16 protein-coding genes are annotated in these 17,444 nt (G+C 59.6%); 6 read left to right on the top strand and 10 right to left on the bottom strand.

Annotated elements, in window-relative coordinates:
- Positions 1-28 precede the first annotated feature (28 nt).
- The 3 genes from ACTG2T_RS04060 to ACTG2T_RS04050 are packed head-to-tail and all read right to left on the bottom strand — an operon-like array spanning position 29 to position 3,955.
- Positions 29-2,044, bottom strand: coding sequence for a transglutaminase family protein (locus ACTG2T_RS04060; protein WP_330124050.1), 2,016 nt, complete (start codon positions 2,042-2,044; stop codon positions 29-31).
- On the bottom strand, positions 2,031-3,026 hold the full coding sequence (locus ACTG2T_RS04055; protein ID WP_330124051.1) for a DUF58 domain-containing protein: 996 nt from the start codon (positions 3,024-3,026) through the stop codon (positions 2,031-2,033). Before ACTG2T_RS04055 ends, ACTG2T_RS04060 begins: the two co-directional genes overlap by 14 nt.
- Positions 3,026-3,955 (bottom strand): AAA family ATPase, encoded by a 930-nt coding sequence (locus tag ACTG2T_RS04050; protein WP_439973775.1) that lies wholly within the window; start codon positions 3,953-3,955, stop codon positions 3,026-3,028. The genes ACTG2T_RS04055 and ACTG2T_RS04050 overlap by 1 nt, the downstream gene beginning before the upstream one ends.
- A 356-nt stretch (positions 3,956-4,311) precedes the next feature.
- On the opposite strand from ACTG2T_RS04050, the gene ACTG2T_RS04045 reads away from it, so the two are divergent.
- The 3 genes from ACTG2T_RS04045 (at position 4,312) to dtpB (ending at position 8,695) form a co-directional block, all read left to right on the top strand.
- Positions 4,312-5,484: an MFS transporter gene (locus ACTG2T_RS04045; RefSeq protein WP_330124052.1), complete on the top strand. Its 1,173-nt coding sequence runs from the start codon at positions 4,312-4,314 to the stop codon at positions 5,482-5,484.
- An 18-nt stretch (positions 5,485-5,502) separates the two neighbouring features.
- Positions 5,503-6,471, top strand: a complete 969-nt coding sequence (yidZ, locus tag ACTG2T_RS04040) for an HTH-type transcriptional regulator YidZ (RefSeq protein WP_330124161.1) — start codon at positions 5,503-5,505, stop codon at positions 6,469-6,471.
- 718 nt (positions 6,472-7,189) lie between these two features.
- Positions 7,190-8,695 carry a dipeptide/tripeptide permease DtpB gene (dtpB, locus tag ACTG2T_RS04035; RefSeq protein ID WP_439973774.1) on the top strand — a complete coding sequence of 502 codons (1,506 nt, stop codon included), beginning with the start codon at positions 7,190-7,192 and terminating at the stop codon, positions 8,693-8,695.
- 57 nt (positions 8,696-8,752) lie between these two features.
- On the opposite strand, the gene ruvX is transcribed toward dtpB, so the two are convergent.
- The 7 genes from ruvX to metK all read right to left on the bottom strand — a co-directional run bounded on the left by ruvX (position 8,753) and on the right by metK (position 14,354).
- On the bottom strand, positions 8,753-9,175 hold the full coding sequence (gene ruvX, locus ACTG2T_RS04030; RefSeq protein ID WP_005343821.1) for a Holliday junction resolvase RuvX: 423 nt from the start codon (positions 9,173-9,175) through the stop codon (positions 8,753-8,755).
- Between the two features lie 43 nt (positions 9,176-9,218).
- The gene (locus ACTG2T_RS04025) at positions 9,219-9,773 is read right to left on the bottom strand and encodes a YqgE/AlgH family protein (RefSeq protein ID WP_330124053.1); all 555 of its coding nucleotides are present in this window, start codon (positions 9,771-9,773) and stop codon (positions 9,219-9,221) included.
- A gap of 202 nt (positions 9,774-9,975) precedes the next feature.
- A complete protein-coding gene (gene gshB, locus ACTG2T_RS04020) occupies positions 9,976-10,926 on the bottom strand; it encodes a glutathione synthase (RefSeq protein ID WP_040066605.1) in 951 nt (316 codons plus the stop codon).
- 51 nt (positions 10,927-10,977) lie between these two features.
- On the bottom strand, positions 10,978-11,709 hold the full coding sequence (gene rsmE / locus ACTG2T_RS04015; RefSeq protein WP_058058894.1) for a 16S rRNA (uracil(1498)-N(3))-methyltransferase: 732 nt from the start codon (positions 11,707-11,709) through the stop codon (positions 10,978-10,980).
- Positions 11,710-11,827: 118 nt separating this feature from the next.
- The gene (locus ACTG2T_RS04010; protein ID WP_124930003.1) at positions 11,828-12,532 is read right to left on the bottom strand and encodes an endonuclease; all 705 of its coding nucleotides are present in this window, start codon (positions 12,530-12,532) and stop codon (positions 11,828-11,830) included.
- 74 nt (positions 12,533-12,606) lie between these two features.
- Positions 12,607-13,134, bottom strand: coding sequence for a SprT family zinc-dependent metalloprotease (locus ACTG2T_RS04005; protein WP_184232665.1), 528 nt, complete (start codon positions 13,132-13,134; stop codon positions 12,607-12,609).
- A 68-nt stretch (positions 13,135-13,202) separates the two neighbouring features.
- Complete coding sequence (gene metK, locus ACTG2T_RS04000) at positions 13,203-14,354, bottom strand: methionine adenosyltransferase (RefSeq protein ID WP_005338519.1); 1,152 nt, start codon at positions 14,352-14,354, stop codon at positions 13,203-13,205.
- Between the two features lie 176 nt (positions 14,355-14,530).
- Here metK and ACTG2T_RS03995 point away from each other — a divergent pair, with 176 nt between their 5' ends.
- The 3 genes from ACTG2T_RS03995 to ACTG2T_RS03985 all read left to right on the top strand — a co-directional run bounded on the left by ACTG2T_RS03995 (position 14,531) and on the right by ACTG2T_RS03985 (position 17,364).
- A complete protein-coding gene (locus tag ACTG2T_RS03995; RefSeq protein WP_265324070.1) occupies positions 14,531-14,656 on the top strand; it encodes a hypothetical protein in 126 nt (41 codons plus the stop codon).
- Between the two features lie 47 nt (positions 14,657-14,703).
- Positions 14,704-16,695, top strand: coding sequence for a transketolase (gene tkt, locus ACTG2T_RS03990; protein ID WP_330124054.1), 1,992 nt, complete (start codon positions 14,704-14,706; stop codon positions 16,693-16,695).
- 135 nt (positions 16,696-16,830) lie between these two features.
- Positions 16,831-17,364, top strand: a complete 534-nt coding sequence (locus ACTG2T_RS03985) for a transcriptional regulator (RefSeq protein WP_181269114.1) — start codon at positions 16,831-16,833, stop codon at positions 17,362-17,364.
- Positions 17,365-17,444: the final 80 nt, after the last annotated feature.

Below are 17,444 nucleotides of genomic sequence, written 5' to 3'. Positions count from 1 at the left end.
AAGGGGGAGCCGGTGGCTCCCCCTTCTTTTATGGTGCACTCGTTGGCTGTTGATCCCAGCGCCGAACGAGTTGCCTGACACGCCGTTGCAACTGGCGCCCACAGCGCCCTTGTTGCCGTTCGCTGAGGGGGGCATAACGCCAGAGTCGATAGAGCCACGCACTCTTTAGCAGGGAGTGGGCAAGGTCGGGACGCAGCCGTGCCAGCCGCTCGCACCATGCCCCCATGCTCTCGGCGGGCTCTGGGGGATAGCCGCTGCGTTTGCCCCGTTTGAGCAAGGGCTGCCAGATGCGCCGCTCTGGCGGCAGGCGGGCGGGCAACAGCAGGGGCAGGCTCACCAGCAGGGCGACCAGCATCAGGCTGGCGAGGATCAACCAAGGGGTGTGCCCCGCCAGTGCGGGCCAGCGCAGGCCGATTTGTTGCCAGAGTTGGCCCGCATCGTAACCAATCACCCAGCGACTCCACTGGTAGTCGATATTGTTGCCCCACCAGCGCAGCTGATTGAGCAGGGCCCAGTTGCGATAACGCTGCAAAGCGAGGGGGTCGGCAGCGGTAAACTCGTCGCTCAACGCCTCCCTCACGCCGCCTTCAATGCGCTCCGGTGCCACTGCCGCCGTGGGGTCGATTTGCCGCCATGTTCCTCCTTCATCGAGATACTCCACCCAGGCATGAGCATCGAACTGGTGTACCGCAAGATAGTTGCCTCTGGGATTCCACTCGCCGCCGAGATAACCGGTGACCAGCCGTGCCGGAATACCGGCGGCGCGCAGCACGAAAGCGGTCGCCATGGCGTAGTGGCCGCAAAAGCCGCGCTTGGTATCGAACAGAAACTCATCCACCCCGTCACGGCCAAGTCGTGGCGGGGTCAGGGTGTAGTAATAGGATTGGCTGCGAAACTGTTCGAGCAGGGCGGCGACCAGCGTGCTGCGATCCGGATAGCGTGCCGCAAGCTCTTGGCCATAGGCTCGCGCTCTCGGGTTGCCCCCGCCAGGCAGTTGCAGGTTGCGCTGGGCAGCTTGGTGGTCATCCTCGGGCAGCGCTTCGCCACGGCCAATGCGATAGCGGATCGCCACCTCGCCGCTCCCCTGCCGATAGAGGGTGTCGAGAGGGGTAAGCAGCACCGGGCCCGCCAGCAGACGCGGTTCACTCAGGGCAAAGGTCCAGCGGTGGCGCTGGGGCTCGGCGATCACCTCGTAGCTCCCGGCTGGCAACGGGTTATCTGCCAGTTGAGTGTTGGCCTGTGAAGAGGATGCCAGAAGGGTCAGCCCGGTCTGCACCGGCACTGTCTGCTGCCATGCTTTGACCTCGGGGCTCAGCAACCAGCGCTGGCCATCGAAAACCTCTTGGCGCATCACCGGAAAATAGCGCTCGCGGACAGGGGGCGGGCCATCGGCAAAAGTGACCCGAAACGCCAGTTCGGAGGAGTTGACCAGTTCGTTGATATCGCCGGGGGCCAGCTCTTCCGAGAGCCCCGACAGGGCGCGGTTGGTGGTGGGCATCTGCCAGAGGGGCGGGAGCCTTGGCAGCAGCAAAAACAGGGTAATAAGCAGTGGAAGCGCCAGCAGCAGGGAGCCACCCGCGCTGCGCCAAGGCCATTTCTGCTCGGGAGCGATGGCTGCCACCAGCGCGGTCACTGCCAGCCAGAGTGCCACTGCCATCCCGGCCGTCCAGCCGATGCTTTGGCGTTGTACCAGCGCCAGCGCGATCAGAAAGAAGGCGAGCAGCAGCACCTGCTCGATATCCCGCTCGCGCCGTACCTCGAGCATCTTGAGGCTATAGCCGAGCCAGAGCAGATTGATCAGGGCTGGCAGGGTTCCTAGCCCACGCCACTGCAGCCCCAGCAACAGCACAGTAGTGATGGCCAGCAGCGCCAACCAGCGGGCAGGCAGGGGCGGCCAGCCGCGCCACAGCATCATGGCCCGGACGCCGAGGGTGATGGCGCCTACTGCCACTACCCAGACTTGCAACTGGGGCCAGAGCGCCGCGACCAGCAGCAGCTGTTGCAGGGCGATGAGTGGCAGCAGGCGGCGGTTATCGAGCAGCATCTGGCGTGCTCTTCGGTGGTGTGGCATTGAATCGGGCCAGTGCCAGCAGGCAGCGCTGCACAAAGGCGGCACCGCTATCGGGCCCCAGCGTCTGGTTTGCCAGCGTCAGGGTAAAGGGGATGCCCCGCTTGCCGTAATCGGCGCACCACCAGGCCAGCACCGCCAGCCGCAGCTCCAGATCCCCACCCGTGACCCGCTGCAAGGTGAGGTGAGTGTCATCCTGCTGAGGTTCATGAAACTGCTTGGTCAGCAGGCCGCGCCCCTGGGCAAGTTGCTTCCAGGCGACCCGGCTCAGTGGCTCACCGTCCTGATGTGTCCGCAGGGTATCAAAGTCACCGAGAGTTGCTGGAGCGGGTTGGCCCTGATGCCCCTCGCTTTGGGTCGCATGTTCCCCTCTTAGCGCCCCGAACGCGGGTTTGGGGGAAAGCCAGCCCTCCAGTTGCAAGTCCAGCAGGGACCAGCAGCGAAACAGGCCGAGGGGGGAGCGGCTCTCGACCCGCAATCGACCAAGGGGCAGTAGTCCACGGCGCGAGCCCGATACTGGCAGGATAACTGTGCTGGGCACAGCGTCGGCCTGTGCCAGCCAGAGGGTGCCTTCGTTGAGACTAAAGTGAAGTGCCAGCACCGGGCGCGGGCTCTGCACCAAGATGCGGATAGGAAGCTGGCTACCCGCTTCCCCGAGCACCAGCGGGCCACCCAGCAGCTCCAGCCCCAGCAGGTTGCGGTGGGTGAGCCACATGGCTGCCATAAACAGGCTGCCGAGGCAGTAGGCCACCAGCAGTACCAGATTGTTCTGGTAGTTGGTGCCTAGCAGATAGATGGCGAGCAGCACCAGCAGATAGAGCAGCCCCATGCGGGTGGGGAGGATAAAGAGGCTGCGGGTACCCAACGTGATCTGGCGGGCCGGGGGAATGCGGCGGTCGAGCCAGCGTCGCTGCCAGCGGGCTCGCCACTGCTGCCAACGGTTTAGCAATTTGCTCATCAGGGATTGTCCGGATCGACCCTGGCCAGCAGCCGCTGGCTAAGGGGACAGGCTTCGCCGTGCTGTACGCCAAAGCTGCCCCGCAGCCGATGCTCGGCCACATAGGGGAAGACTGCCTGTACATCCTCCACCGTGACAAAGCGCCGCCCCGCCACCAGCGCCCAAGCACGGCTCACCGCCAGCAAGGTCTGGGCTGCACGGGGGGAGAGGGGCTGTGGCAGATCCCCATCAAAGCGGCTCTGGTGCACCAGCGCCAGCAGGTAGTCGAGGGTGGCATCGGAAACATGGATAGCATCCCCTTCGCTTTGCAAGGTGGCGAGTCCGGCAGCATCCAGCATGGCGGGCAACGGGCCAGTTGGCTTGTTGCCCCGCAGTAGCTGGCGCTCCGCTTCTCGCGGCGGAAAACCCAAAGAGAGTCGCACGGCGAAGCGGTCGAGCTGGGATTCCGGCAGTGGATAGGTGCCCGCCTGATCCGCAGGGTTCTGGGTAGCGATGACGAAAAATGGAGTGGGGAGGGAATGTGTATTCCCCTCAATGCTCACCTTGCCCTCGGCCATCGCCTCCAGCAGGGCGCTCTGTACCTTGGGGCTGGCGCGGTTGATCTCGTCCGCCAGCAACACCTGGGTGAAGATGGGGCCGGGGTGAAAGCGAAATGTTTGCTGCTGGGGGTCAAAAATCTGAAGCCCCAGCAGGTCGGCGGGGAGCAGATCGGCGGTGAACTGCATCCGCCTGCATGCCAGCCCCAGCACCTGTGCCAGCGCGTGGGCCAGGGTGGTTTTGCCCATACCGGGCAGATCCTCGATTAGCAGATGACCGCGCGCCAGCAGGGTGACCAGCGCGATTTTCAGTTGCAGCGGCTTGCCCAGAATGACTTGCTCCAGTGCCGCCAGCAGCCCGGCAATCTGCTCTTCTCTCTTCATTCCCTTCATACACATTCCCTGTATTGCGTCGCACCTACAGCTTATACGCCCGCAAGGGCGAAGGCGGATAACAGACGGGTGGTAAAAGTGCAGTGCAGGGATGGCTATGAGCGGGAGGTGACCCGGTTTATTAGTGAGTCTGCTCGATTCAATATGGCCGTCCAGGCACGTAACTCAATAGAATATTTCCTGATTGGAATGTACCGTTCTCCATCTCTTCACTAGGTGAGGGCGCTGGGCGCCCATATAGTTGCCCCATTGCGACGCGCTGTGTTGCTACCTTTGTCACCACCTTGGCCCCGCCACTGTTCGCCTGTCGCTGTGATCTGGCAGGCATCGGCACGCCAATCTGTTATGGAGCATCCATGCCTGTATTCCTGTTGTGCACTTTTCTGATGATCATCCTCTATCCGGTCGGGATCGATCTCTATCTGGTCGCTGTGCCCCAGATTGCCGATACCCTGCAGGCGAGCGAGGCGCAGATCCACACCGCCTTCTCTATCTATCTGTTTGGCATGGCAGCGACCGTGCTACTGGGGGGGATGATTGCCGATCACTTCGGGCGGCGCTGGGTGGTGCTCGGGGGCGCCCTGATTTTTGTTCTCGCCTCGCTGGTGGCAGGCAATGCGGAGGGGATAAGTCAGTTCTATTTCGGCCGTTTCTGGCAGGGGGTCGGGGCCGGTGCGCTCTATATCATGACCTTTACTGTGCTGCGGGACGTGCTGTGTCAGGAGCGGCTGGCGATGGCGCTCTCGATGATCAACGGGGTTATCTGCGTGATCCCGGTGCTGGCGCCGGTGCTCGGTTACCTTATCCTGTCCCATTTTGACTGGCGCGGGATCTTCGTGGCGATGGCGCTGGTGGCGGCCATCAGCGGTCTGGTGAATTTGTTGCTGCTCAAGGAGACCCGCCCGGCGCGGCAACCGGACAGTGGCGCTGCGCTGCCCTTTGCCCTCCTGCGCTCGCCGCGCTTTATGTTGCTATCCCTGCTGACCAGTGCCAGCGTGACCGCCATTCTGGTCTATGTCAGCGTCTCGCCGCTGATCCTGATGAAGGAGTTTGGCTTCACCACCGAGCAGTACTCCATCGTGATGATGGTGATGGCCGGCGTGAGTATGTCCACCTCCTTCCTGACGCCCCTGCTGTTGCGCTGGCTGGGCAAACAGAAAGTTCTGGCGCTGTCTCATCTCTCCTATCTGCTGGCGGCGTGCTCACTGATCGGCAGCTGGCAGACGGGGGGCGATATCCATCTGCTGCTGCCGGGATTTGCACTGGTCTGTGTCGGCTTCTCCTGTGGGTTCGGGGTAGCTATGGGGGAGGCGCTCGATGGTTGTCAACACAATGTGGCGTTCGCCAGCGCGGTGCTCTGCATCATGCAGATCAGCCTCTCCGGCCTCTATATCTGGTTGCTTGGCCAGCTCGGCTTTACTCCGTCCGAGATGCTGATCTGCGCCCTGCTGCTGGCTCTGCTCAGTTACCTGGCTATCAAAGGGCTGTTACCATGGATCGCGCTTCGTGAAGCGCGATCGCAGGGCTGATGGAAGATGAGAGGGAATATGCGCAATCTGGGTGAACTCGATTTGAACCTGCTGGTGGTCTTCAAGTACCTGATGCAGGAGCGCAGTGTGGCAGGGGCGGCCAAAAAGCTCTGTGTCACTCCGTCGGCGGTGAGCAAGTCTCTCGCCAAATTGCGGGAGTGGTTTGACGATCCCCTGTTTGTGCGGGTGCGGCAGGGGTTGCAGCCCACCAACCTCTCCCTGACCCTGGAGGAGGAGCTGAAGGTCTGGTTCCAGCTCACCGACAGCATCACCTCGCTCAATAGCGAGGCGATCCCCGACGGTGCCCGTTTCACGCTGGTGATGGAGTCCCCCTTCTACATCAGCTTCCTGAGCGATTTGCCCATGACCATCTACCAGAAGTACCCCAACTCGGTGGTCAGGATGCTGGGGTGGGATCACCACTCCCTCAACGACATCGTCAACGGTGATGCGGATCTCGGCTTTTGTGCCCGCGAGACCCATGGCCGCTCTCAGGCCAAGGTCAATCGGTTGCCCTACTACATCGATCACGAGGTGCTGTTCACCGATCGCCCGGTGGTTTTTCTGCGCAAGGATCACCCCTTGCTCCAGCAGAAGTGGTCGCTGGAGAACTTTCTGGCCTGCCCCCAGATCAGCATGGTGTGGGAAGCGAACGATACCTGGGCCCTCGACAGTCTGCTGGAGGACGAGGGGCTAAAGCGGGAGGTGCCCATCATGGTCTCCAGCTTCGAGCAGGCGCTGCATATTGCCTCCCAGTCGAGCCATGAGCTGATTGCGGTGGCGCCCTCTTACTGTGGTGGTTATGCCAGTCGGCATCATGGCAATCTGATCGCCATGCCGCTGCCGCTCCCCGAGAAGCTCTACGCCCAGCTGGAGATCGCCTTCATCCTGCTGTGGCACAAGCGGCACAATCAGGATGCCAAGGTGATGTGGCTGCGCAACGAGATCCGGCGACTCTACAACGACGAATCGCCACGCTCACGCTAATGTGGCCGTGACGGTGCCTATCGATGAGCCGGAGCCATCTGCTCCGGCTTTTTGTTGTCGCATCGCCCTGATGAGTGGGCTTTTGCACGACTGAAGTGCCGCGCCGGGGGGGCACGGGTTCAAGCTGTGTGCCATTCAACTCTCTTTATGCACAGATTGGTCTTGGTTGCACGTCTCGAGTGAGGCTCTTTTCACGAAAAAAATTCATGTGGTTTCATTAGAAAACTTCACTAATGGTCACTTTTAAAGTGTGATCGACCATTAAGTTCCTGTATTTGCAGTGATATAGCATGACCCGCCTTGGAATGGCGAGGTTAGATAGCGCCTGCGTAGGTGACTGCCATTAGAGCGCGGCGTGAGCCAGCCCCACAGGTCGTCTGTGGCCGTGTCATGCCCCGGCTATCTGGCCACCAGCCATGAGTGACGGAGCAGAGGGGAATAAGCATCAAGGTTGATAAACCGGCTTGAGTGAAGGGATGCAGCAAAGGTAGAACCCGGAGCCGGTAACTGTACTGGGAGATGCCACTCATCATCCCCCGATAACCCGTAATTGAAACCGGCTAGATGAAAGACACCTTTCATCGAACGGGGCGCGTGCACCCGAAAATAGCCAGATTGGCAGGCTGACTGAGCTCCCCGTTATGGCAATGGCGGGCAAAAATAGTGCGGCAGCCACCACCAGATTAATAAAAATAAATCTCAGCAAAGGCAGGTTGATATGCGTCCAGCAACAGCACCCACAGGGTTGTTACAACAACCCAAACCCTTCTTCATGATATTTTTCGTCGAACTCTGGGAGCGCTTCGGTTATTACGGCGTGCAGGGGATATTGGCTGTTTTCTTTGTGCAACAACTGGGATTTTCCCAAGAGCAATCCTTTATTACTTTCGGCGCCTTCTCGGCGCTGGTATATGGCCTGATCTCGGTCGGCGGCTATGTCGGCGACCATGTGCTCGGCACCAAGCGCACCATGGTGCTCGGGGCTATCGTGTTGGTGGTCGGTTATTTTATGACCGGCCTGTCGATCTACAATCCCGACCTGATTTTCTATGCGCTGGGCACCATCGCGGTCGGTAACTGCCTGTTCAAGGCCAATCCGGCCAGCCTGCTGTCAAAATGCTACCAGCCAAAAGATCCGCGGCTGGATGGGGCGTTTACCCTGTTCTATATGTCGATCAATATCGGCTCCCTTATTTCCCTCTCGCTCGCTCCGGTGATTGCCGATCACTACGGCTATACCGTGACCTATAACCTGTGCGGGGTGGGGCTGATTATTGCGCTGCTCACCTTCTTTGCCTGCCGCAATATGGTCAAGGATATTGGCTCCGCGCCGGATCACCTGCCACTTAATTACAGCAAGCTGCTGCTGGTTATATTGGGCTCGGTAGCCATGGTCTTCTTTTGCGCCTGGCTGATGCACCACGTGGTGATCGCCAACATGGTGTTGATGACGGTGACCATCGCCGTGGTGATCTTCTTCTTCCGCGAGGCATTCAGGCTCGACACAGTGGGCCGCAACAAGATGTATGTGGCCTTCGTGCTGATGCTGGAGGCGGTGCTCTTCTACGTGCTGTATGCCCAGATGCCGACGTCTCTGAACTTCTTTGCCATCAACAACATGCACCACGAGATGCTGGGCATGAGCGTCAACCCCATTAGCTTCCAGGCGCTCAACCCCTTCTGGGTGGTGGTGGGTAGCCCGGTACTCGCGATGATCTATACCCGAATGGGCAGCAAGGGGCGGGATCTCACCATGCCGCTCAAGTTCACCCTCGGGATGTTCTTCTGCTCGCTGGGCTTTCTGACGGCGGCTGCATCCGGCTGGTGGTTTGCCGATGAGCAGGGGCTGACCTCCCCCTGGTTTATGGTGCTTATCTACCTGTTCCAGAGTCTGGGCGAGCTGATGATCAGTGCCCTGGGACTGGCGATGGTGGCTGCGCTGGTGCCGCAACGGCTGATGGGCTTCATTCTCGGAATGTGGTTCCTGACTCAAGCGATGGCGTCCCTGCGGGGTGGCTATGTGGCGACTTTTACCGCCGTGCCGCAAGGGATGACGGATCCGCTGCAAACCTTGCCCATTTACACCGGCGTATTTGGCAAGATCGGGATGGCGACCCTGTTGATTGCGGTAGTGATGGGGCTGATGGTGCCCTGGCTCAACCGGATGATGAATGCGACGCCGACAGAGGCCGAGGGGCTGGTGGCGGGACAATCACAGGCGTAATGAGGGGATTGTGCGAGACAAGGCAAGGGCGGCGACCCTTGCCTTGCTGTTGATGGTTTAGTTGTACTGCTCTTCCATCCAGGCTTCGACGATCAGCTGCGCCGATACCCCGTCCACGCTGCCTTTCTCCAGCGCGCGATAGCCGCCTCGCTCAAACAGGCGGGCGCGGGCATCTGTGGTGGTGAGTCGCTCATCCTTGAACTCCACCGGCTTGCCGAAACGGCCATGCAGCCGGTTGCCGAATTTGCGGGCCCGTACCGTGATCTCCTGATCGGTACCATCCATGTTCAGCGGCAGGCCGACCACCAGCAGGTCCGGTTGCCACTCCTTGAGCAGCTTCTCAATCTCGTCCCAGTTTGGGATGCCGTCGTTGGCCTTGAGGGCGCGCAGAGGCTGGGCTGTGCCAGTCAGCTCCTGACCGATGGCGACGCCAATGCTCTTGGTGCCATAGTCAAAGCCCATGATGCTGCGTGATGACATAACTGATAAATCCTCGAAATAGAGAGCGGAGCGGGCCAGCCGATCAGCTGTGGCCGATATCGCTGGAGAGGTGAACCGGGTTCACCCCTATGCTGGCGGCAGCTTGCTGCCAACGTTTGTGAATGGGGGTCTTGAACACCAGAGCCGGATTGGGGGGGATCACCAGCCAGGCGCCATCCACCAGCTCCTGCTCCAGCTGGCCGGCGCTCCAGCCGGCATAACCAAGGGCCACCAGCCAATGGGCAGGAGCCTCGCTCGTACCCAGGGTTTCCAGAATATCCTTGGAGGTGGTCACCATCATCTCATCCCCCACCTGCAGGGTGGAGTTGAAACCGGGGCGGAAGCTGTGCAGCACGAAGCCGCGATCGGCGTGAACCGGCCCCCCTTGCAGCACCGGCTGCTTGAGTTCCGGGTTGTTGGGCGGATTGAGCTGGAGCTGGGTCAGCATGGTTTCCAGCGACATCTCGACCGGAATGTTGACGACCAGTCCCATGGCGCCCTCTTCGTTGTGCTCGCACAGATAGACCAGCGAACGCTCGAAGTAGGGATTCGTCAGGCTTGGCATGGCAAGCAGGAAGTGATTTTGCAGTGTTTGCATAGAGGCCAAATAGTGCAAAGGTATTTGAGGTCAATTATGGCAGTTGATCCCCATGGGAAAAACCGCTTTTTGGGCTGGGCGAGATCCCGCCCCTTTCCGGATCGCCTTGAAACAGAGAGGGTGGCGCCGGGCCACCCTCTCTGTTTTGGGGCTTGTCAGGGGCGGGTTACCCCTGAACAGGCCGGCTTAGCCTGCCTGGCGATTATTTGCCCAGCCGACGCTCGATGGCATCCATCAGCATGCCGGTGATGTGTACATCGAAGGCCGCTTCAATCTCGCGAATGCAGGTCGGGCTGGTGACGTTAATCTCGGTCAGGCGATCGCCGATGATGTCGAGGCCGACGAAGATGAGGCCTTTCTCTTTCAACGTCGGGCCCACCGCGCGGGCAATAGCCCAGTCAGCTTCGCTCAGGGGACGGGCTTCACCACGGCCACCGGCCGCCAGATTGCCACGGGTTTCGCCTTGCGCCGGAATACGGGCCAGACAGTAGGGAACCGGTTCACCGTCCACCACCAGCACCCGCTTGTCGCCATCCTTGATGGCGGGCAGATAGGTCTGCGCCATGCAGTACTGGCTGCCGTGGGCGGTCAGGGTTTCGATAATCACGCCGACGTTGGCGTCATCTTCCTTCATGCGGAAGATGGAGGCGCCGCCCATGCCGTCCAGCGGCTTGAGGATGACGTCCTTGTGTTTCGCGTGGAAGGCGCGCAGCTTGTCGGCGCGGCGGGTTACCAGCGTGGTCGGGGTGTGCTCGGCAAACCAGGCGGTGTAGAGCTTCTCGTTGGCGTCGCGCAGGCTCTGCGGCTTGTTGACGATAAGGCAACCCTCATCCTCGGCCCGCTCCAGCATGTAGGTGGCGTAGATAAATTCGGTATCGAACGGCGGATCCTTTCGCATCAGGATCACATCGAGGTTGGAGAGGGGCTGATCCACCACCTCGCCCAGGGTGTACCAGTCGGCATAGTCATATTTGACGGTGAGCGGGCGCATGGTGCCAAAGGCGCGACCGGCTTCCATGTAGAGATCCTTCATCTCCAGATAGAAGAGCTCATAGCCGCGCTTTTGCGCCTCTTCGAGCATGGCAAAGCTGGAATCTTTCTTGATGTTGATGGCCGAGATGGGGTCCATCACGATGCCGAGTTTAATGGTCATCCGAATATCCTTCTTGTGGCTCGATTGCTAGTGAGATTCTTAAAACCTGCTTCAGGCCAGATCGCCAAAGCGGCACTGCAGCGCAGTGATCGCCGTCAGGGCGGCAGTTTCGGTGCGCAGCACCCGCGGCCCCAGCAGCATCTCTTTGAAATCTTCCTGCACGGTACGGGCTATCTCGTCGCTCGACAAGCCCCCTTCCGGGCCAATCAGCAGGCGCACGCCGTGCTCGGGAACGGGCAGGGTGTTGATGCTGTACTCGGCCCGCGGATGCAGGTTGAGCTTGAGCTCCTTGGTCTCTTCCGCCAGCCAGGCGTCCAGCTCCATCGGCATGCGCACCTCTGGCACCACGTTGCGGCCGCACTGTTCGCAAGCGCTGATCACCACCTTCTGCCACTGTTCGCGCTTCTTCTCCAGTCGATCGGCCGGCAGCTTGACGCCGCAGCGCTCGGAGAAGAGCGGGGTGATGCAGGTGACGCCCAGCTCAACCGATTTCTGGATGGTGAAGTCCATCTTGTCGCCGCGGCTGATCACCTGACCCAGATGGATGGCCAGCGGTGACTCCACCGATTGGGCGTCACAACTGTCGATGGTCACGTCCACCGACTTCTTGCCGACGTTGGCGATGGTGGCGGGATATTGATTGCCATCGCCATTGAACAGCTCGAGCTGCTGGCCCGGCTGCATGCGCAGTACCCGGCCGATATGGTTGGCGCCGTCTTCCGACAGGGCGATGGTCTGGCCAACTTGCAGGGTGGCCGGTTCATAGATACGTGGAATGCGCATGGCTGCTTGTCAGTCTCTTGCTTGGAAACCCTTTATATCCTGCGCCGAGCAAGGCTCACGCGGCAGTGGGGAAGGGTTTCATGATAGGAGGGGCGATCCCCTCCCTAGTCAAATGGGGTTATTGGCACTGCTTTTCAATAAAGGGATTGGTATTGCCCTGCAGCTTGCCGATGCGGCGATTGCGCTCGCACTCCCAGCCCTCTGCCGGGTACTGCCTGTCCCAAGCTTCAAACAGTTTACGCTGTTGCGCTGCCAGACGCAGCCCATACTGCTGGCTCATGTAGAGGTAGGCGCGGGCGATCTGGCCCCGTACCGGCCCCTTGGGCGGCTGCACCCGACGATCCTTGAAATCCACCAGCATCTGGCACTGGCCGTACTGATCCGGCTTGCCGTTCCAGTCGGAGAAGCGGTAGTTGGCCCGATCGCCGTTCACCTCGCCGATGGCGGGGAAGAGGTTGTGCATGTCCCCCTCCATCTTGTTGAACTCGGGACTCGCTTTTTCGCAGTTCTTGCGACCGCCATCCTGCCAGCACTGCAGCTGGTGGCCGAACTCCCAGGCGGGGACCACGTGTTCCCACTCGATGCGGGCGGCGCGTTTGGCCTGCTTGCGCGGCTCATAGCCGCAGCTGGCGAGATCCGGGCTCATTTTCTTGCCCTGATAGTCGATGTCGCAGCCGCAGTAGAAGGTGGTGACCGCAGGCTGACTGCGATAGAGCTTCACCAGATCCTGCTTGGCTTCGCGAAAGGTCTGGGCGTGCAGGGGGGCGCTGAGCAGCGGTAAACCGGCCAGCAGGGTCAGGGCGATGGAGGAGATGAAACGCATGGGATTCCTTGCAAAACGGGGTGATTGACGAACGATGGCGGGCACCCTACCACAGGGGCGCGACACAAGCTGGCTTACTGCTCTGGCTCCGGCCGTTCCCGTTCCAGCGGTTGCTTGCAGCGGCGGCAGTGATAGCGGGCCTCGCCACGCACCACCTTGTTGTGACGGCGAATAGAGAGCTGATGCTGCTGGCAGTGACAGCGATAGGGCACGGTGCGCTGGGCCAATACCGCCAGATCGAAGCTGTGGGTGGTTCTGGGCTCAAGGCCGAACACCTCCCGCATTACCGATTGCCACTGACGGCCGTGGGGCAAGACCCGGTTTTTGCCACGCCCTTCTCCCCACAGGGCGTGAACCAGCAAATGGGCCACCTCGTGGGGCACCACCTCATCCAGAAACGCCTGCTGGTTGGCCTGATAGAGGGCAGGGTTGAAGCGCAGCTCCCAGGTTTGCAGCCGCGCCGATCCCGCCGCTCGGCCCCGCATATTGCAGTAGATCCGCGGGCGGGGGAAGGTGCGGCCAAGGCGCGCCTCGGCCTGCACAAAGCAGGCTTCTACGCGTTGTTGCAGCAGGGCGACAAGCTGGGCAGGAGTGGCAGACATCAACATCTCGTCAGATAGCGGATAAGCAAAAGGGGAGCCAGGCTCCCCTTTTATCACAACAGCGAGCCTTACAGGCCAGCGGCAGAACGCAGCAGTTCGGCCTTGTCGGTCTGCTCCCACGGGAACTCGTCGCGACCGAAGTGACCGTAGGCAGCGGTGGCCTGATAGATTGGGCGCTTCAGATCCAGCATTTCGATCAGGCCATACGGGCGCAGTTCGAAGTGCTCGCGTACCAGCTTGACCAGCAGCTCTTCGGCGACCTTGGCAGTGCCGAAGGTCTCGACGCTGATGGAGGTCGGCTCGGCCACGCCGATGGCGTAGGAGATCTGGATTTCACAGCGATCGGCCAGACCGGCGGCAACGATGTTTTTGGCAACGTAGCGGGCGGCGTAGGCTGCGGAGCGGTCAACCTTGGACGGATCCTTGCCGGAGAAGGCGCCACCACCGTGACGGGCCATGCCGCCGTAGGTGTCAACGATGATCTTGCGACCGGTCAGACCGCAGTCACCCATCGGGCCGCCGATAACGAAACGGCCGGTCGGGTTGATGAAGTATTTGGTGTCCTTGTTGACCCACTCGGCCGGCAGTACCGGCTTGATGATCTCTTCGCGAACCGCTTCAACCAGATCTTTGTGGCTGATGGATTCGGCGTGCTGGGTAGACAGAACAACGGCATCGACACCGATGATCTTGCCTGCGTCGTCGTAGGCGAAGGTCAGCTGGCTCTTGGCATCCGGACGCAGCCACGGCAGGGTGCCGTTCTTGCGCACTTCAGCCTGACGCTTCACCAGCAGGTGAGAGTAGGTGATGGGGGCCGGCATCAGTACGTCGGTTTCGTTGGTGGCGTAGCCGAACATCAGGCCCTGGTCGCCAGCGCCCTGCTCCAGCGGATCGCTGCGGTCAACGCCCTGGTTGATGTCCGGGGACTGCTTGCCGATGGCGTTCAGCACGGCGCAGGAGTCAGCGTCAAAGCCCATGTCGGAGTGGGTGTAGCCGATTTCACGTACGGTATCACGCACGATCTCTTCGATATCAACCCAGGCAGAGGTGGTTACTTCGCCAGCCACCATGACCATACCGGTCTTGACCAGGGTCTCGCAGGCAACGCGTGCCTTGGTATCTTGCTTGAGGATGGCGTCCAGGACCGCATCGGAGATCTGGTCCGCAATCTTGTCGGGATGGCCTTCGGAGACCGACTCGGAAGTAAACAGCTTTGCCATGATAAGAGTCTCAGCTTGTCTGGGTTATCGCCACGGCAATAACCGGATGAATGGGATGGTGTAGAGGTATCTACATCTGGACGTCTATTTTAATTAGCGCCCCCCGTGATTGCCAGCACTATTTTGTCGCGCAGTGTCCAATGGGTCACAAGCGGTGCTCTCCTATCCCGAAAGGGATGGAAATCAAACGTTTTTCTCTGGTTGCTTTGGTCAATAAAGGGCAAGAAAAGCGATTGTCCTCCCAAAGCCACTTTATTCATCCAGATAATATTTGCACGCCGCGCGCCCTGCTGGGACAATAACGCGCCTTAATCTTGGCCATCAAATGAAGCAATCGCAGGAGATTCAGATGCCTTCTCGTAAAGAGCTTGCCAATGCCATTCGTGCATTGAGTATGGATGCCGTTCAAAAAGCCAACTCCGGTCACCCGGGCGCCCCCATGGGAATGGCGGATATCGCCGAAGTGCTGTGGCGTAGCCACCTCAGACATAACCCGAACAACCCCAAGTGGGCCGACCGCGACCGTTTCATTCTCTCCAACGGCCACGGCTCCATGCTGCTGTACTCCCTGCTGCACCTCTCCGGTTATGACCTCTCCATCGACGATCTGAAAAACTTCCGCCAACTGCACTCTCGCACCCCGGGTCACCCGGAGTACGGCTATGCACCGGGCGTTGAAACCACCACTGGCCCGCTGGGTCAGGGCATCACCAACGCCGTGGGTATGGCGATCGCCGAAAAAGCCATGGCTGAGCAGTTCAACCAGCCGGGCCACGATATCGTTGACCACTACACCTACGCCTTTATGGGCGATGGCTGCCTGATGGAAGGTATCTCCCACGAAGCGTGCTCCCTGGCAGGTACCCTGCAACTGGGCAAACTGATCGCGTTCTGGGATGACAACGGTATCTCCATCGACGGTCACGTAGAAGGCTGGTTCACCGACGACACCGTCAAGCGTTTCGAAGCTTACGGCTGGCACGTAATCCCGGCTGTTGACGGTCACAGCCCGGAAGCCATCAATGCCGCCATCGAAGCCGCCAAGGCCGAGACCGGCAAGCCGACTCTGATCTGCTGCCGCACCATCATCGGTTACGGTTCCCCGAACAAATCCGGTTCTCACGACTGCCACGGCTCACCGCTGGGCAACGACGAGATCGCCGCTGCTCGCGCCTTCCTGAAGTGGGACCACGCTCCGTTCGTTATCCCGGCCGACATCGCTGCCGAGTGGAACGGTCAGGAGAAGGGCGCCAAACTGGAAGCCGACTGGGCTGCCAAGTTCGCTGCCTATGAAGCTGCTCACCCGACTCTGGCTGCCGAATTCAAGCGCCGTACTGCTGGCGACTTGCCGGCCAACTGGGCTGCTGAATCCGCCAAGATCATCGAAACCCTGCAAGCCAACCCGGCCAAGATCGCAACCCGTAAAGCGTCCCAAAACGCACTGGAAGCGTTCGGCAAGCTGCTGCCGGAATTCATGGGTGGCTCCGCTGACCTGGCTCCGTCCAACCTGACCATGTGGTCCGGTTCCAAGTCCCTGACCAACGACGACGCCTCCGGCAACTACATCCACTACGGTGTCCGCGAGTTCGGCATGTCCGCCATCATGAACGGTATCGCCCTGCACGGTGGTTTCATCCCCTACGGCGCCACCTTCCTGATGTTTATGGAGTATGCCCGCAACGCTCTGCGCATGGCCGCCCTGATGAAGCAGCGTTCCATCTTCGTTTACACCCACGACTCCATCGGTCTGGGTGAAGATGGCCCGACTCACCAGCCGGTTGAGCAGATCGCCTCCCTGCGTCTGACTCCTAACATGAGCACCTGGCGTCCGTGTGACCAGGTTGAATCTGCCATCGCCTGGAAACACGCCATCGAGCGTACCGACGGCCCGACCTCTCTGATCTTCTCTCGTCAGAACCTGGCCCAGATGGACCGTACTGCCCAGCAGCTGGCCGACACCGCCAAGGGTGGTTACGTGCTGAAGGATTGCGCCGGTACTCCGGAGCTGATCCTGATCGCCACCGGTTCCGAAGTGGAACTGGCTGTTGCCGCCTATGAGCAGCTGACTGCCAAGGGCCGTGCCGTGCGCGTGGTCTCTCTGCCGTCTACCGACGTGTTCGAAGCCCAATCCGCCGAGTACAAGGAGTCCGTCCTGCCGATGTCCGTCACCAAGCGTGTGGCCATCGAAGCCGGCATCGCCGACTACTGGTACAAGTACGTCGGTTTTGGCGGCAAGATCATCGGTATGACCACCTTCGGTGAGTCCGCACCGGCCGAGCTGCTGTTCAAGGAATTCGGCTTTACCGTGGAAAACGTGGTTGCGACCGCTGAGTCCCTGTAATAGCTGAATATTGGGCCTGACAGGCCCAATAACTTGAATAAGAAACGCCTCCCATTGCAAGATGGGGGGCGTTTTATTTAGCTATTAATGTTAAAAATGTTTATCTGATTCAAGAGTTAATACCAGGGGCGTTTTATGCAGGCAGAAACAGAAATCATTGAACTATCTGAATTTCTGTTGGAGTTCAATAAAGAGAGTGACCGAGGGGCTGTGCTTAATGCAGCCGCAGTGTTAGATGACTGGCTAAAAAATATTCTTGAGTCATTTTTTGTTAAAAACAAATCAGGTAGTGAACTTGTGAGTGGTTTCAATGCACCACTTGGAACGTTTGCCGCTAAGGTAACTGCTGCTCATGCGCTCGGTCTTATTGAAGAAAGTGAGTATCATGAGATAACTATAATCCGTAAGATTAGAAATGAGTTCGGTCATAGTTGGAGGGGGGTTGATTTTTGTTCTGGTAAGGTACTAAATCTTGTGAGCCAGTTACCTTGGTGTGGCCCAGATGAGCTGGAATCAAATTCAACACCAAGAATGCGCTTTAATTTTTCTATAGCAATATTACTGTCAGATTTAATGTGGCGTTCAAGATTGGTTGAAAAAGAACGTAGAAAGATTAAGTCGTGGTCAAATAAGTCAAGAAAGTCTGTAGGTTCGATTAGCGAAGCGTAATCGGACGTTCGCGTTCTTTAAGACGATGCCATAAAAATAATATCCCTTCCTGTTACCAAAAAAGAGACCGGTATATGGCC

The sequence above is a fragment of the Aeromonas sp. 75A genome, assembly GCF_051919425.1.
GTDB classification, from domain to species: domain Bacteria; phylum Pseudomonadota; class Gammaproteobacteria; order Enterobacterales; family Aeromonadaceae; genus Aeromonas; species Aeromonas veronii.
This window is presented reverse-complemented; position numbering and strand designations above follow the sequence as displayed.